At 41.2% G+C, this 16137-nt stretch carries 13 protein-coding genes; 7 read left to right on the top strand and 6 right to left on the bottom strand.

Annotated elements, in window-relative coordinates:
* The first annotated feature begins 5 nt into the window (after positions 1–5).
* Complete coding sequence (locus H5180_RS12700; RefSeq protein ID WP_145240456.1) at positions 6–338, top strand: Na+/H+ antiporter subunit G; 333 nt, start codon at positions 6–8, stop codon at positions 336–338.
* Between the two features lie 132 nt (positions 339–470).
* A complete protein-coding gene (locus tag H5180_RS12695) occupies positions 471–1055 on the top strand; it encodes a hypothetical protein (RefSeq protein ID WP_145240458.1) in 585 nt (194 codons plus the stop codon).
* 62 nt (positions 1056–1117) lie between these two features.
* On the opposite strand, the gene H5180_RS12690 is transcribed toward H5180_RS12695, so the two are convergent.
* Together H5180_RS12690 and H5180_RS12685 are read right to left on the bottom strand one after the other, a co-directional pair.
* Positions 1118–2188, bottom strand: a complete 1071-nt coding sequence (locus H5180_RS12690) for an efflux RND transporter periplasmic adaptor subunit (RefSeq protein WP_257326219.1) — start codon at positions 2186–2188, stop codon at positions 1118–1120.
* A gap of 17 nt (positions 2189–2205) precedes the next feature.
* The gene (locus H5180_RS12685) at positions 2206–5316 is read right to left on the bottom strand and encodes an efflux RND transporter permease subunit (protein ID WP_182758333.1); all 3111 of its coding nucleotides are present in this window, start codon (positions 5314–5316) and stop codon (positions 2206–2208) included.
* Positions 5317–5576: 260 nt separating this feature from the next.
* Between H5180_RS12685 and H5180_RS12680 the strand changes: the two genes are divergently transcribed.
* Positions 5577–6605, top strand: coding sequence for a DUF2804 domain-containing protein (locus tag H5180_RS12680; RefSeq protein WP_220493099.1), 1029 nt, complete (start codon positions 5577–5579; stop codon positions 6603–6605).
* A gap of 545 nt (positions 6606–7150) precedes the next feature.
* On the opposite strand, the gene H5180_RS12675 is transcribed toward H5180_RS12680, so the two are convergent.
* The 4 genes from H5180_RS12675 to map all read right to left on the bottom strand — a co-directional run bounded on the left by H5180_RS12675 (position 7151) and on the right by map (position 12699).
* Positions 7151–8164: a tetratricopeptide repeat protein gene (locus tag H5180_RS12675; protein ID WP_259399570.1), complete on the bottom strand. Its 1014-nt coding sequence runs from the start codon at positions 8162–8164 to the stop codon at positions 7151–7153.
* A gap of 240 nt (positions 8165–8404) precedes the next feature.
* Positions 8405–9232 carry a 2,3,4,5-tetrahydropyridine-2,6-dicarboxylate N-succinyltransferase gene (dapD, locus tag H5180_RS12670; RefSeq protein WP_145240464.1) on the bottom strand — a complete coding sequence of 276 codons (828 nt, stop codon included), beginning with the start codon at positions 9230–9232 and terminating at the stop codon, positions 8405–8407.
* Between the two features lie 9 nt (positions 9233–9241).
* Positions 9242–11860: a [protein-PII] uridylyltransferase gene (gene glnD, locus H5180_RS12665; protein ID WP_145240466.1), complete on the bottom strand. Its 2619-nt coding sequence runs from the start codon at positions 11858–11860 to the stop codon at positions 9242–9244.
* Positions 11861–11913: 53 nt separating this feature from the next.
* Positions 11914–12699: a type I methionyl aminopeptidase gene (gene map / locus H5180_RS12660; protein WP_145240468.1), complete on the bottom strand. Its 786-nt coding sequence runs from the start codon at positions 12697–12699 to the stop codon at positions 11914–11916.
* 271 nt (positions 12700–12970) lie between these two features.
* On the opposite strand from map, the gene rpsB reads away from it, so the two are divergent.
* The 4 genes from rpsB to frr all read left to right on the top strand — a co-directional run bounded on the left by rpsB (position 12971) and on the right by frr (position 16137).
* On the top strand, positions 12971–13699 hold the full coding sequence (gene rpsB / locus H5180_RS12655) for a 30S ribosomal protein S2 (protein ID WP_145240470.1): 729 nt from the start codon (positions 12971–12973) through the stop codon (positions 13697–13699).
* 105 nt (positions 13700–13804) lie between these two features.
* Positions 13805–14656, top strand: a complete 852-nt coding sequence (gene tsf / locus H5180_RS12650; protein ID WP_145240472.1) for a translation elongation factor Ts — start codon at positions 13805–13807, stop codon at positions 14654–14656.
* Positions 14657–14815: 159 nt separating this feature from the next.
* Positions 14816–15565 (top strand): UMP kinase, encoded by a 750-nt coding sequence (gene pyrH / locus H5180_RS12645; protein ID WP_145240474.1) that lies wholly within the window; start codon positions 14816–14818, stop codon positions 15563–15565.
* Positions 15566–15615: 50 nt separating this feature from the next.
* On the top strand, positions 15616–16137 hold the full coding sequence (gene frr / locus H5180_RS12640) for a ribosome recycling factor (RefSeq protein WP_215909106.1): 522 nt from the start codon (positions 15616–15618) through the stop codon (positions 16135–16137).

Genomic DNA, 16137 nt, shown 5'->3' with positions numbered 1-16137 from the left:
ATAACATGATCAGTGAATGGATAGTTTCTATATTATTATTAATCGGTGGTGCATTTATATTAATAGGCTCGATAGGCCTTATCAAAATGCCGGACTTTTTTATGCGTCTGCATGGTCCTACAAAAGCAACAACCCTTGGCATGGCTGGAATGCTAATCGCCGCGATGGTATTTTTTAGTAACACGCAAGATGGCGTTAGTGTCAAAGAATTATTGATCTCAATTTTCTTATTGATCACCGCACCGATCAGCGGTTACATGCTAATAAAATCAGCAATACACCATAAACTAAAAGCTAAGGATGGCACCAAAGGTTTGGATAACATCGAAGACGATTAATTTTTTGAAGATTGAAGATTGAAGATTGAAGATTGAAGATTAATATCAGCCCGTTAAGTTACTTTAACGGGCTTTTTATTCACGGTTTTTATTTGTACACTCAAACCTATCATCAACTGCCATCACTTATAAATGCTAAAACATAAAAAACTTATTATCGCGTGCTTGCTGATATTATTGCCGTTGCTAGATAGTTTATTTATACCAACGGCTTTTGGGCTGCAATGGCATAATGCAAAAAGCATGTATTTACTCAGTGCTTATATGATGCCGATTAAATTAATATTGGTGACTATCGGTGGCTTTTTGTTAGCAAGCCACGGTCATCCCCATCATGACGAGCCCCGAGTTTGGTATGCTAAATTATTTGATATCAGCTTTTTTATATTGGCAGGGATCCAATTTATTGTCCTAGCAATCATTAGTGCATTGTATCTAGTGGTTGGCACTCAAGCCGACGACTACCGGCAACAGGGGAATATTAGTGTGTATACCTCGGATGTTGGCGCGTTTGGCAAAGCAACGCATTATTTTTCTTATCAATGCACTGATAAAAATGGCTTTTATACTTTAACACCGATAGCCACCCTCGATTGGTTAGGGTCGTTCACATTTAGTGAAAAAGCGAATACCTTAATCATCAAGCATGACGATCACAGTGGTAAAGGCGAACAAATTAAACCAATAGATATCAGTGGATTTGGCTGTAAATACTGAGTTGTACCCAGCAACTTTGGGAAAAGTTGCTGGATGAAACGGCCTACTAGTTAGAGTTCTGATTATTTTATCTGTATCTCGACATCTTGCCCTGTTTGTAAACGTTCAGCACCACGCACAGCCACGTTATCTCCTGCATTTAAACCGTTATCTGCAATTGGCGAGACTTCGACAAGTGGCCCTTTTCCACTGCCAACGGTTACAGGAATTTTTATCGCTTGACTTTTCGCATCAATTTTAACCACATGTATGCCTTGCTTACGGATGATTAACGCATCTCGATTTACCAATAATACGGGATTTTTGCTGGTCAATGGCACGGTTACATCAACAAGTTGGCCAATTGCCCAAGCGTGTTGTGCATCTGCTTGTAAATTGGCGCGTATTTCAACTGTCTGAGAGCGTGGATCTGTAGATGGAATTACCGCAGTTATTATTGCTGCAGCTGTTTCTGGTTGCGATAAGTCACCCGCTTTAATGGGAAGTTCGATGCCTGTTCGTAAATATTTTAAGTATCTAACGGGTACATATATACGTACTTCTAAATGATGAATATCAAGTAGCGTAAGTAACTCATCAGCACGGTTTATTTCACGACCTGCGCGCTTAAAGCGCTCGCTTACAACGCCAGCAAATGGCGCACGAATAGTTGCTCTTGTTAGTTTGTCATCGATTACTTTAAGTTCGATCTTCGCAAGTGCTATGTCAGAGCGAGCCAGATCGTGCTTATTTTGCACTTCGTCTACTTGGCTTAGTGCGGCGCTGCTAGATTTTTCTAACTCTTTTAAGCGTTTTAGGTCTTGTTGATATAAACGTAAATTAATATTAGCGCGATTGAGCATTTCTTCTTGGCGTGCTTTATCTAATTCTAAAGGTAAGGTATCCATACGAACTAAAATATCATTTTTCTTAATCACGCTGCCAGGCTCGGCAACATAGATAAGACGGCCACTAATGCCTGCTGTTAAAGTAACATCGTCTTTGCCAAACAGCGTACCATTAACTTCTATTTCACTGGTTAACGGCGCTTTAGTGACCTGTGCAACAGTCACAGGAATAACGGCAAAAACAGGTGCTATAAATAAACAGTTACATAGGATGAAAGACTGCATGGCTAGTTTAATTCTATTCATGATTAGATTCTCTATATTCATTGGCTTGTAGCTAAACTTTTTGCTGTATTGTTTACTGATTGATTATTTGACGCAGGCGGTGTGCTTCGGCCTAGTTGTAACAAACTAGGCATTAAAATGAGAGTGAACAACGCACTGATCGCCATACCACCGACTATAACGGTTGCAAGCCCTCTGTAAATTTCAGAGCCTACACCGGGCATTAGCATCAATGGCAGCATGCCAAATAAGCTCGTAAGTGTACTTAAGTAAACAGGCCTTGCCCTTAGTAATATCGCTTGTTTGACCGCCGCCTCACGACTTAAACCTGATGTCATCGCTACCTTAGTTTGATCCACTAATAATATGGCATTGTTAACTACTAACCCTAACAAAATGATAAACCCTATCATGGTGAGCAAATCAAGCGATTGAAAAGTAAATAGGTTTAAAATAAACAGCGCTAATACGCCACCAGCAATGGCTAGAGGCATAACCAGTAAAACCAACGCACTGTCTTTTGCGGATTTAAACAGTGCTGTCATTAATAAAAATAAAATAAACAACGCCAACACAAAATTCAGCGCCATTTCGGTCATCGCCGAATTCATTTTTTGTGCGTTGCCAGCCAATATTGCTCCCGCATTACTTGGCAGGCTAGCTCTGACTTTAGGCATTACCTGTTCGCTTAAAATTGCTTGCGCTTGTTGTAAGCTCATATCAGCAGGTGGAGTTACGACTATGCTCACTGTACGGCGACCATTTACCCGACGTAACTGAGTGGGTCCCACAGTACGTTCAATGTTGGCAAGCTCGCCAAGGGTTTGTATACCTGCTTGTGGGGTAACAATCGGCAGTGCTTTTAGTTCTTCTGGGGTTTGCCAAGGAATACCTCGTAAAATGACATTCATGCGTTCATTACCATCAAAATATTCATTCACAAATAAACCACCAGTATATGCTTGTACTGCTTGCGATACATCTCGACGAGTCAGGCCTGCTTGGGTAATACGGCGATCATTAGGTGTTAGTCTAAGTTCAGGTTCAGCCATATCAAGACGAGGCTGTGGCTGGGCGGTAGCATCTGGTAGAACTTCATTGACGGCGTTTAGTGCAATTTGTGCTGCATTAACTAAGTCATCCATGTTCGGCCCGGTTAGGTCAATATTGATATCGCGGCCATCACCACCGTTTGCAACTTGGATCATTGAACCACGAAAGAAAAATACTTGCGTGTCGGGTAAATCAATAAAAATCTCTTCTTTGGCTACTTTCATTAACTCTTCGACTCGTTGTGGATCGGCTGAGTAAATAAAGCCACCTGCATTTGAGCCAAAAGCATAAAAATTAAAATCTTTAATGCTAGGTTCTTTTTCGCCATTGAAGTAGGGCATGAGTCGTTTTTTAACTCTGAGTAAGAGCTCTTCTTCCATAAATTGCACATTCCCACCTGGTGGCGTGACCAAATTGAAAAAGAAGCCATCAGTAGGCGCGCGTGGCATAAAATCGGTTTTCGGTAGCATAGTTAATGTTGCTATCACTGAGCCGCCAAGTAATACGATAATCCACATAATTTGCTTAACGCGAGTGTTCGTTAACTTCATAATAAAATTACTGAGCTTTTGCCAATAGTAATGATATGGGTCCGCTTTGATTTGCGCATCGGACCATAGATGATTCGCTAATGGGATAAGTGTAATTGCGCATATCATTGATGTGATAACCGCTACAGAGAGTGTCAGTGCTAAATCAGAAAACAATTGCCCTTCAATACCAGCCATAAATAAAATAGGTAAAAATATTGCAACACTCGTTGTTGTTGATGCAAATAACGCCCCAGTAACTTGGGCCGCTCCTTTAAGCGCCGCTTTTTTATTATCTAGGCCTTCAGCGCGAAGCCTGGCGATATTTTCTTGTACTATAATAGCCGCATCTAACACTAAGCCAACAGCAAATGCCAGACCCGCGAGTGATATAACATTTAGACTACGGTCAAAAACATTAAGCGCTAAAAATGCCACCATCAATGAGATTGGAATAGTCGCTGCAATCACTAAAGTAGCTTTCAGGCCTCTAAAAAATAACCATAAAATTAAGCAAGACAAAATAACGCCAAGGCCTAAGTTACTTTTAACTAACGACAGTGCATTGCGTATATGCACCGAGGCATCAAAACTAAGCTCAATAGAGAGTCCATTCGCTGCCAGCGGCCCTTCATTTAGCTCTTTTATTGCTAGATTAATATCGTCAAGTAACGCAACCGTATTGGCTTTATTAGCGCGAGAAATACGGATGTAGTAGGCTGGTTTTCCATTACGTCCACTCATACCTAAGCGGTCAGAGTAAGTCCGTTCAACACTGGCTATATCGCCTAAATAAATAGGCCTATCATCTGAGTAACCAACGCGCATTTGTGCCATGCTAGATAAGTCATATTGTCCCGTAAAACGCACTGTATATTGGCGCCTACCTACATTAGCTAAGCCACCTGAAGTATCTCGTGAACTGGCAAGTACGTTACTAATTTTATCTAGGCTTATTCCTAAGGCTGCTGCTTTATGCGGATCAAACGTAATACGCAATTCTTTCGGGCGTTCACTGGCCAGATCCACCCGCGCAACACCTGGAATTTGCGCTAATCGTGGTTCGATAAACTCATCAATTTGTTTTTGAAACTGCGACATATCAAAATCTAAACTATCCGATTGATAATCTTTAGGTGTGATCAGTAAGGTTGCTGCCGCCTCACCATTATTTCCGCCAGCGAATACAACAGGGTCGAACGCGTCTAAAGGTAAAGGGGGAGCTTGATTAAGGCTGGTTAATACATCAAGCATGGCTTGTTGCATATTTTGGCCAACAGCAAAGGTTAGCGTAATAGCGCCATTGCCTCGGTTGATATTGGTATTTACTTCTAATGCGCCAGGTGTATTTTTAACTGCATTTTCAATGGGCTCAATGATAACCGATTCAATCTCTTCGGGTGCAGCTTGTCGCCAACCAGAGAAAATTGTAATTTGCGGTTGTTCAATATCAGGGGTTAATTGAATCGGCAACTTAAAAATGCTTAATATGCCAAACAACATAATTAGCACCAAGATAACAATGACACTCGCAGGGTTTTTTAGCGAACTACGTGTCAGGTTCATTGTGTGTCTTCCAATATTTGTTTTTGTGCATTGTAGTGATATGTAAAAAAAGCGCCACTATCATAAATAGAATGTATGTCAAAAAGTAACCAAGAAACCACTAAATCAGCCAAAAGAGGCAATTTTGTAATAACTTGTAACACTTTAAGTATAAATTCGGTGGCACTTTTTTAAGCGATCATTTTTAAGTTGTTTTGAGTTAGACTTACTAACAATATTTTTAATCGATAAAATGTTGTTTAAAAAGCAAGGAGCTTATCATGAAAAAGCATGAGCTGATTGACCAAGATGGACAAGCCGACTTTGGTATTTTTCCAGATGGAGTAGATGACATCAATTACTTGGATTTTGACCTGCGTAGTACTATGGGTAAATCCAGAAGTACGCTTTTTAAAAAGTTAAGCTTTAATCAATTTCAATTTATTAGTTTGAGTTGCGAGCAGTTAATTATTGGTTTAGCGATCGTTGATTTAAAAATTGCGAGTCACTGTTTTGTATATGTATACGACCCACAAACGACAGAATTCGATGAAGTCAGTTTTATCAGCTTACTGGCTTTAAATACGTGTATTGATAGCACACCAAACACCGGGCAAGCGACTTTTCGAAAAGGGCGTAACAGCGTAACTATTAATACAACCGCTAAGCCGCAAATACGCTCGGTAGAGGTAAATTTAAAGTCCGGGCTGAAAATTAGTGCCTGTATTGATGAATCGATAAATTATAACCCGCTTGCGGTGTGTGTTCGTGCCGGTTTTACAGGCTTTCATTTTACCCAAAAAACTGCCGCATTACCCTGTACTGGAACACTTCAGTGGCGTGGTAACAAATATGTATTTGAAGAGCTTAAAATACTGGCAAGTGTTGATTGGAGCGCGGGTTTCATGCGTCGCGAAACCTTTTGGAACTGGGGGAGTTTAGCCTGCACATTAGCTGATGGCCGCCGCTTAGGTTTAAATTTAAGTGCGGGGGTTATTGAAACAGGTTTTACCGAAAACGCCTTGTGGCTCGATGGCACGCTTTATAAAATTGATATGGTCGATTTTCAATTTGAGCGCTATGGTAATGCTAAAGCAACGAGTAAATGGCGGCTGCGTTCAAACGACGGTATCATCAATTTATACTTTGAACCAGCAGGTAAACGCCAAGATAAAACCAACTTAATTATTATCGCGACTAACTTCACTCAACACTTCGGCCGTTACTATGGTGAAATAACTCTTGCAGACGAAGTTATCACACTTAACGGCGAATGGGGATTTACCGAAGACCACTATGCGAAGTGGTAAAGAGTACTTAATACCAATCGACTTAAATATTTAACCACCCTAGCGAGCTAAATAAAGCGCTAACTGCGTTATAATTTTTTCAAGTAGAACAACTGCATGTCAAAATTTATGCCTTGTTATCACTGCATTTATCTGTCGCTATAAATGGTCAGTAACTTTACACGATTGGTATAACCTGACTATCGTTTAAAAATGAACTTAACATCTATCCCAAGATCAGCTCGTTGCCGCGTCACTAAATTCAATCGATTTGTTCAACGACTATAGTGCTTAATGCACTGTGTGATAAACCAAATCGAATCTTGTATTAGGTAAACACCGACAGCACCCAACGTGAGTAAAGTCGCGGCAGCTTGCAACAGCAAATGCTGCGACACATGCTTCGCCAGCAAGCCGTTGTTAAGGTAACTCCCCAGCAGTGAGCCTAGTCCCAAAAAAATCCCACTGTAACCAAATTGCTCAGGCGTGAACCCCAGCGCTGCGAAATTAAATCCACCCAGTTGGTAATAAGAAAAAAGGGAAATGTTGTAAAGTGCCACCAACAATTACCACTGACATTTTTTAACTAACTCAAACCAAGAACGAGTAAACTTTTTAGGGGGGATTTTCTTTGGTGGTACGATAGGGACTTCGAGCTTTTTAGCAAAGTAACGGTGTACAAAGGTTTTCATTTGATCGCTTTCTAATTTCTCGTAAGCTATTTGCAATTTTGCTATGTCCTTTCGGCTAACATAATTTCCTTTAAGTTTTTTAAAACGCATTTCCAGCCACAGTAATAAAGCTTGTTTAGCCTCATTGGGAAAGGCATGGGTTAAAGTGGATGTGGGTCCGTATAACCTTTCAAAGTTTATTGTTTGATCTTGGATCAAAAATACCATTAACAGATTTAATCCTGCAGAAATTTGTCCCGCTCGCTTGTCAATAATTTGATAACGGCTTAAGGCACTACGAAAATAATGTTCAGCTTCTGGGATTTTATTCTCATCAAGTGCCAAATAGCCCAAGTTACTTTCTATCATGGCGACAACATTAGGGAGGTTTAAACGCACCGTGAAATTATAGCTTTCGGCATATAGGTTACGCGCTTCGTCATTGTTATTTTGTGCCATAGCGACCAGTGCCATACTGTTGGTAAGCGTCAAGCGTTGACGATCATTTTCAGCGTATTTATAACCACATTGAAAACTTAGTTGGGCATCGTCTAAATACTCTGCATAGCGTAGCCAAATACCTAACGCACTCATAATAGACGTTATTCTCTTTTTGAAATAAGGGGCTTGCTGCTGACTAAATATCGCATCTACAGACTGATGAAGGCGGTCAAATTGGCTGGTCGGAACGGCTGATCGGGCGTTAATAAGATGCCAACGAATAAATAACTCAGGTGAAACTTTATCGATATCGTCAAGATTTTCAAGAATAATAATAGATTGCGCTGGGTTGACCACAAGGTAGTCTTCAGCTTCGTTTAACTTATTTTCAAAAGTGCTTAGTTCAGTAGCAAAAGCTTGCTGAAAACCAAGTAACAGGAACCAACATATAACGAAAAGCCGTAACAACTTGATCTCAATTACTTAATGATGTGATTGATAATTATAGTTGCCGCAGTCATACAAATCAAAGCTAATAAACCAGAATAAGTTCTTAGCTATCAAGTATGTTGTATTTAAAGGTGATATTTATCATAAAAGAGAAAATAACACAGATAGAAAAAGCCCTAGATCTATATGGATTTAGGGCTTTCATTTATTTACTGTTAATGTCAATCAGCTTATCGTTTAGAACTTTTCAGCTCTCTATTATTCGTCTATCGATCTCAATAATGCATTAATCCCTACTTTTTCGCGGGTTTGCTGATCTACTTTTTTCACGATAATTGCAGCGTACAAGCTGTGAGTACCGTCTTTTGATGGCAGTGCGCCTGGAACAACCACTGCACCTGCTGGTACGCGGCCGTAGTGGATCTCGCCAGTTTCGCGGTCGTAAATGCGAGTACTTTGGCTGATGTAAACACCCATTGAAATAACTGCGCCTTCTTCAACGATCACGCCTTCTACAATTTCAGAGCGTGCACCAATAAAACAGTTATCTTCAATGATAGTAGGATTGGCTTGTAATGGCTCTAAAACGCCACCTATGCCAACACCTCCTGACAAGTGTACGTTCTTACCAATTTGTGCACACGAGCCTACAGTGGCCCATGTATCAACCATAGTGCCATCATCAACGTAAGCACCAATGTTTACATATGATGGCATCAATACTACATTTTTACCGACAAAGCTGCCTTTACGGGCAACAGCGTTTGGTACAACGCGCATGCCACCTTGCTGAAATTGCTCCGGTGTATAGTCGCTAAATTTCAGTGGTACTTTGTCATAAAACTGGTTTACGCCGTCGTTCATTGGTTGATTGTCACGAATACGAAACGACAGTAACACGGCTTTTTTTAGCCATTGATGGACAACCCACTCACCACTGATTTTTTCAGCAACGCGTGCGGCACCACTATCAAGTAGCTCAAGTACATCGATTATGGCTTGTTTTACATCACTAGGTACTGTGCTCGGGCTGATGCTATCACGGTTATCCCAGGCGTTTTCAATGGTGGTTTTTAAATCTGACATAAGATCCTCTTATTCGGTTTCTGCGTTGAGTTTTTTACGCAATGCTTGATGAATTTTTGCTTGTTCTTCGTCGGTAAGAGCTTGGTATTCGTTATTCGATACCACGAAGAAATCTTCTGCACGTTCACCTACGGTGGTGATCCGCGCGGCGTGTATATGTAATAAATGGGCTTGAAACACTTCGGCAATTTTGGTTAATAAGCCAGGAATATCTACCGCTTGAATTTCGATTAAGCTGCGGTCTTTACGCGGGTGAGGGCGCAGGATAATTTTTGGTTTAATATTAAAATCTTTAAAGCGTTGTGAGCGGTTCTTTTTAAAGCGAATTTTCTTTTTCGGATCAGCAAGCGCTTGATCAAGGCCGCGTTTGATTGACTGCGCTTGAGCGCTGGCAATCGGGTCGCCACTGACTTCAAGTACGACAAAGCTAAACAGCACATAGCCGTCGCGAGTGGTGAGCACTTGAGCATGTTGAATTTGCGCTTTTTTAGAGCCGATCACACTTACTAAACGGGCAAATAAACCGCCGGAGTAGGGGCTATAAACAAAAATCTGTGTACCGCCGTGCATGGCTGTATTTGATACCGCAACACTGGGTTGGCTTAAATCAACGCAGTTTAGTAAATGTTCGGTGTGCCATGATAGTTGTTGTTCACTAAAGGCCGTAAAGTAATTTGCTTTAAAACGGCTCCAAATTAAATCAATCTGATTTTCATCATAGCCATTGTTGATTAACCGTTGTTTGGCTTGATGCTTTTTATCGCGAATTTGGTCGCGCTGATCCATAGGATTTTCAAGGCCTAACCGTAACGCCCTTTGAGTATGCAGGTAAAGCTCACGCAACAAGGTGTTTTTCCAATCATTCCACAAGTTGTCGTTAGTGGCGCGAATATCTGCGACGGTTAAGCAGTATAGATAATCAAGTTGTCGTTCGGTTTTAACTCGAGTAGCAAAGTCTTTGATCACATCTGGGTCATTAATATCTTTACGCTGTGCAGTTACAGACATAAGTAAATGGTTACTAACTAGCCAAGCAATCAATTTGCCATCGGAAGTTGAAAAACGGTGTAATTTGGCAAAAGCAATGGCATCAACAGCACCGAGTTCTGAGTGATCGCCGCCACGGCCTTTGGCAATGTCATGGAAGATGCCCGCTAAATACAGTAGCTCGGGCTTGTCCATGCGGGTGACTATTTCACAACAAATAGGAAACTCACTGACGTTTGCTTTATCAAAATATTGATAAATGTTATTGATCAACTTATGAGTATGTTCATCCACAGTATAAGCGTGAAATAAGTCAAATTGCATCTGTCCAAAAATGTTTCGCCACTGGGGTAAATAAGCGGCAAGCATGCCGTGTTTGTGCATTAAAGTAAATGCACGGCCCATGCCGTTAGGGTGTTTAATTAACCGTAAAAATGCTTCGCGACAGGCGGCATAATCTTGCAAATCTCCTAACAGGCGACGGCGCACTTGGCGAATGGTACGGATAGTACTTGGGTAAATATGGGTAATTTCAGGGTTATCGGCAATGTGTTCGAACAATACAAATAGTTGATCACGGCGAAAGAACACGGACGGATTTTTTACCCTAATTTGATGGCCAACACGTTCGAAATTACGATCGAGTTCAACCACTGCTTGTTCGTTACTTTCCGGTAAAATGCTTTGTTCAAAATATGATAACAACATTTGATTTAGCTCACGGACCCGGCTCATGATCCTAAATAATCGCTTCATCATCCGCTCAACTGAAGCTTTACCATCGCTACCAAAGCCAAGTAAATCAGCGGCCAGTGGTTGATGATCAAATAACAACCGGTTCTCAGAGCGTCCAGCCGCTAAATGCAGCGCAAAACGGATATTCCAGAGATTTTCTAAACACTCTAGGAGCTCTTGGTATTCTTCATGAGTGAGATAGCCGTGGCTAATAAGCTCTTGTAAGGTTTCGGCTCTAAAATGTTTTTTAGCAACCCAAATGATGGTTTGTAAATCGCGCAGCCCCCCTGGGTTTTCTTTAATATTTGGTTCGAGGTTGTATGCTGTACCGTGACATTTTTTATGACGCAGTTGTTGCTCATGTACTTTTGCTAAAAAGAATTCGTCAGAGTGCCATACAGGCGTATCAAGAATATGCTCTTTGAGTTTTTCATATTCAATGTGATTACCGAACAGTAGTCGACTTTCAAGCAAGCTAGTGGCAAAAGTCACGTCGGCACGTTTTTGCTCAATCGCTTGCTCAATGGTACGCACACTGTGGCCAATTTCTAAATTAAGATCCCATAGCATGGTCACAAATTGGCCGATTTTTTCACACACGGCATCACTAGGTTGCTCAGTAACTAGCAGTAAAAAATCGATATCTGAATAGGGGTGCAGCTCACCGCGACCATAACCGCCAACGGCGATCAAGGCTAAATCTGGCTCATGGGCTAAATCATAAACATGAAACAGTTTAATCAGTAAGCGGTCGATAAACTCAGCCCGGGCATTAATCAAATTACCGACTGGCTGTTTTGAAAACTCGTTTTGTAACCATTTATAAAAATAATTAGAACAATCGCGATAATCGGTTAATTGCTCAGCATCGCTGAGCAATTTTTTAACTTTATTGGGTAATGCCACGTGGGCTGGCTCCTTAGCATACTAATTTCACCCTAAGTCGGGTGAGTCAGTATTTAATGTTCAATGATCCGGTCAATCGTATCATCTGATCGAAGCGTTAAAATTTCAACACCATTTTCAGTTACTAATAAGGTGTGTTCCCACTGCGCAGACAAGCTACGGTCTTTAGTAACCACAGTCCAGTCATCTTTTAATAGTTTACACTGGCGTTTACCAGCGTTAACCATTGGCTCAATAGTCAAACACATACCTGCTTTTAGGGCTTCGCCAGTACCAGCGCGGCCATAATGCATTATTTGTGGTTCTTCATGAAACTCTGCACCAATACCATGGCCGCAATATTCACGAACAATTGAGTAGTTAAAGCTCTCTGCATATTTTTGAATCGCTTCGCCGATATCACCTAAACGCACGCCTGGTTTAACCATTTTTATTGCTAAATAAAGGCTTTCTTGCGTTACTTCAGCAAGACGCTTGCCTTGGATGTTTGGCGTGCCAACATGAAACATTTTTGATGTGTCGCCGTGGTAGCCATCTTTGATAACCGTGATATCGATATTGACACTGTCGCCATCTTTTAATGCTTTGTCGTTAGGAATACCATGGCAAATTACATGGTTTACTGAGGTGCAAATTGATTTAGGAAAACCATGGTAATTTAGTGGGGCAGGAATTGCCTTTTGCACATCGACAATATAATTATGACAAATTGTATTTAGTTCATCAGTGGTTACACCGGGAACTACATGTGACTCTATCATTTCCAGGACATCTGCCGCTAAGCGCCCGGCTACACGCATTTTCTCTATTTCTTCAGGGGTCTTGATCACAGCACTCATGGAGGCTCCATTGTCGAGTTTTACACATTTATCGTCGCACAAATTTTGCACGCGACGTTGAATATTTGTTTTTAATATGGTATAAAGCGCGCCGTCTTTTTACAAATAAATTCTTAAATGATTTTTTGTATTTAAGGCAAACACAATTTTATTTTAACACACACACGTATCGTCACATACACTTGGGTGCATTTCAGTTTCATTTAACTGCGGTGTTGGTGCTATGGGGTATGTGGAGGCCTAACCCTAAACTAAACAGAGGAAATACAAAATGGCAAACGTTTCAATGCGCGACATGCTTCAAGCTGGTGTTCACTTCGGTCACCAAGCACGTTACTGGAATCCTAAGATGAAGCCTTTCATCTTCGGCGCACGTAACCGTGTTCATATCATCAACCTTGAGCAAACTGTTCCAATGTTCAACAACGCACTTAAGTTTTTAACTGGTGCTGCGTCAAACAAAGGTAAAGTTCTTTTCGTTGGTACTAAGCGCGCAGCAAGCGAGTCGGTTAAAGAAGCCGCTATCGCTAGTGATCAGTATTACGTAAATCACCGTTGGTTAGGTGGTATGTTGACTAACTGGAAAACAGTTCGTCAATCAATCAAGCGTCTTAAAGACCTTGAGATCCAAAGCCAAGACGGTACTTTCGAGAAGTTAACAAAGAAAGAAACGTTAATGCTTAACCGCGAAATGGAAAAGCTTGAAAAGAGCCTTGGCGGTATCAAAAACATGGGTGGTCTTCCTGACGCACTTTTCGTTATCGATGCAGACCACGAGCACATCGCTATCCGTGAAGCTAACAACCTAGGTATTCCAGTTGTTGCGATCGTTGATACTAACTCTAACCCAGACGGTGTTGATTTCATCGTACCTGGTAATGATGATGCTATCCGTGCAATCAACCTTTACACAGGCGCAGTTGCAGCAGCAATCACTGAAGGTCGTGAGAGCAATATCGTTGCTCAAGCTGAGAAAGACGACTTCGTAGAAGCTGAGTAATTAGCTGTCATCAAGTCTTCATCTAATTTTAGATGAAGACTTGCTATTCTTGTAGAGCGGGTAACCCGCTTATCTAAACCTGAATTCAGATTTGAGGATTTACTAATGGCTGTAACTACTGCCCTAGTTAAAGAATTACGCGAGCGTACCGGCGCTGGCATGATGGATTGTAAAAAAGCGTTAACTGAAACAGATGGTGACATCGAGTTAGCGATTGAAAATATGCGTAAAAGTGGCGCTGCAAAAGCTGCTAAAAAAGCAGGTAACATTGCTGCTGAAGGTACTATCATCATCAAGCAAAATGCAGGTGTTGCAGTACTAGTTGAAGTTAACTGTCAAACTGACTTCGTAGCAAAAGACGTAAGTTTCTTAGCATTTGCTAACAAAGTTGCTGATGCTGCTATTGCAGAAACGATTTCTATCGAAGACTTACAAGCTAAGTTCGAAGAAGATCGTGTTGAACTAGTTACTAAAATTGGCGAAAACATCAACGTACGTCGTTTACAGTACATTGCTGGTGAGCAACTAGTTGAGTACCGTCACGGTGAGCGTATTGGTGTTGTTGTTGCGGGTGTTGCTGATGAAGAAACACTTAAGCACGTTGCAATGCACGTTGCTGCTTCAAACCCAGAGTACCTAGCACCTGAAGATGTACCTGCTGACGTTGTTGAAAAAGAAAAGCAAGTACAAATCGAAATCGCGATGAACGAAGGCAAGCCTGCTGAAATCGCTGAGAAGATGGTTGTTGGTCGCATGAAAAAATTCACTGGTGAGGTTTCTCTTACTGGTCAAGCTTTCATCATGGAACCTAAAAAATCTGTTGGCGAAATTCTTAAAGAGAAAAACGCAACAGTTACTGGCTTCGTACGTGTAGAAGTTGGTGAAGGTATCGAGAAGAAAACTGAAGATTTTGCTGCTGAAGTTGCTGCACAGATTGCTGCTGCTAAAGGTCAATAAAATCGATTTCCTTTGACGAAAAAGTGAGTTAGATGAAATTATTCTGTTATTTGCTTTTGCGTCATCGCTGAAAATTCTTTAAAATAACCGCGCTCTTTATGTGAAAATCATAAGCGCGGTTATTTTTTATCCTTTTTTTATAAAGTTGGCCCAAATACTATGACAATCAATCGTAAACCTATTTTTAGACGCGTTCTTCTCAAATTAAGCGGTGAAGCACTGATGGGAGACGAAGGCTTCGGCATCGACCCAAAAGTATTAGACCGTATGGCGCAAGAAATCAAAGAGCTTGTAGAACTCGACGTAGAAGTGGGTTTAGTTATCGGTGGCGGTAACTTTTTACGTGGCGGCTCACTTGCCGAAGCAGGCATGAATCGCGTAGTTGGCGATCATATGGGGATGCTAGCAACTGTCATGAATGGTCTTGCAATGCGTGATGCGTTGCACCGTGCATTTGTAAATTGTCGTTTAATGTCAGCTATCCCACTTAACGGTGTGTGTGATGCATACAATTGGGCTGAGGCAATTAGCTTATTAAAAACGGGCCGTGTAGTTATTTTTGCAGCCGGTACTGGTAATCCATTCTTTACAACGGATTCGGCCGCGTGTTTACGTGGTATTGAAATTGAAGCCGATACCGTGATTAAAGCCACCAAGGTTGACGGTGTTTACAGTGATGATCCGGTAAAAAATCCAGAGGCGACACTTTACCGTCACTTGAGCTACAATGAAATCATTGAAAAAGAATTAAAAGTAATGGATCTTGCGGCATTCACTCTTGCGCGTGATCACAAGATGCCGTTGAGCGTATTTAATATGAATAAATCAGGCGCTTTAAAGCGTGTAATTATGGGCGAAGAAGAAGGCACTCTTATCTCTTCACAAGCCTCAGATGAAGTTATTAACTAGATTAGGATTGAACCGTGATAAACGATATTCAAAAAGATGCTGCAGAACGTATGCAGAAAAGTGTAACGGCACTTAGCAGTCAACTATCTAAAATCCGTACTGGCCGTGCTCATCCGGCAATATTAGATGGCATTATGGTGCCATATTACGGCGCACCAACGCCATTGAACCAAGTTGCCAATGTAACAATTGAAGATTCACGTACACTTGCGTTAAGTGTATTTGATAAATCGCTTGCACAAGCGGTAGAGAAAGCAATCATGGCATCTGACTTAGGTTTAAACCCAATGTCAGCAGGTTCTGTGATCCGTGTACCACTTCCTCCGCTAACTGAGGAACGTCGTAAAAACTTAATTAAAATCGTTCGTGGTGAAGTTGAAAGCGGCCGTGTTGCAATCCGTAATATTCGTCGTGATGCTAACGGTGACGTTAAAAACTTATTGAAAGATAAAGATATTTCTGAAGATGAAGCGCGTCAATCTGATGATGCAATTCAAAAGCTTACGGACAAATTCATTAAAGAGATGGACACTCAATTAGCGGCGAAAGAAGCCGAGTTGATGGAAATCTAA

The organism is Pseudoalteromonas sp. SR41-4, assembly GCF_014163985.1.
GTDB classification, from domain to species: domain Bacteria; phylum Pseudomonadota; class Gammaproteobacteria; order Enterobacterales; family Alteromonadaceae; genus Pseudoalteromonas; species Pseudoalteromonas rhizosphaerae.
The sequence above is the reverse complement of the archived record's forward strand: the minus strand, read 5'-3'. Positions and strand labels throughout refer to the sequence as shown.

Coding starts and splice junctions, on each gene's coding strand:
- H5180_RS12680 (WP_220493099.1), top strand. CDS start 5,577: ATGAAAAAGCATGAGCTGATTGACCAAGATGGACAAGCCGACTTTGGT.
- map (WP_145240468.1), bottom strand. CDS start 12,699: ATGAGTGCTGTGATCAAGACCCCTGAAGAAATAGAGAAAATGCGTGTA.
- H5180_RS12685 (WP_182758333.1), bottom strand. CDS start 5,316: ATGAACCTGACACGTAGTTCGCTAAAAAACCCTGCGAGTGTCATTGTT.
- rpsB (WP_145240470.1), top strand. CDS start 12,971: ATGGCAAACGTTTCAATGCGCGACATGCTTCAAGCTGGTGTTCACTTC.
- tsf (WP_145240472.1), top strand. CDS start 13,805: ATGGCTGTAACTACTGCCCTAGTTAAAGAATTACGCGAGCGTACCGGC.
- pyrH (WP_145240474.1), top strand. CDS start 14,816: ATGACAATCAATCGTAAACCTATTTTTAGACGCGTTCTTCTCAAATTA.
- H5180_RS12695 (WP_145240458.1), top strand. CDS start 471: ATGCTAAAACATAAAAAACTTATTATCGCGTGCTTGCTGATATTATTG.
- H5180_RS12690 (WP_257326219.1), bottom strand. CDS start 2,188: ATGAATAGAATTAAACTAGCCATGCAGTCTTTCATCCTATGTAACTGT.
- H5180_RS12700 (WP_145240456.1), top strand. CDS start 6: ATGATCAGTGAATGGATAGTTTCTATATTATTATTAATCGGTGGTGCA.
- frr (WP_215909106.1), top strand. CDS start 15,616: ATGCAGAAAAGTGTAACGGCACTTAGCAGTCAACTATCTAAAATCCGT.
- dapD (WP_145240464.1), bottom strand. CDS start 9,232: ATGTCAGATTTAAAAACCACCATTGAAAACGCCTGGGATAACCGTGAT.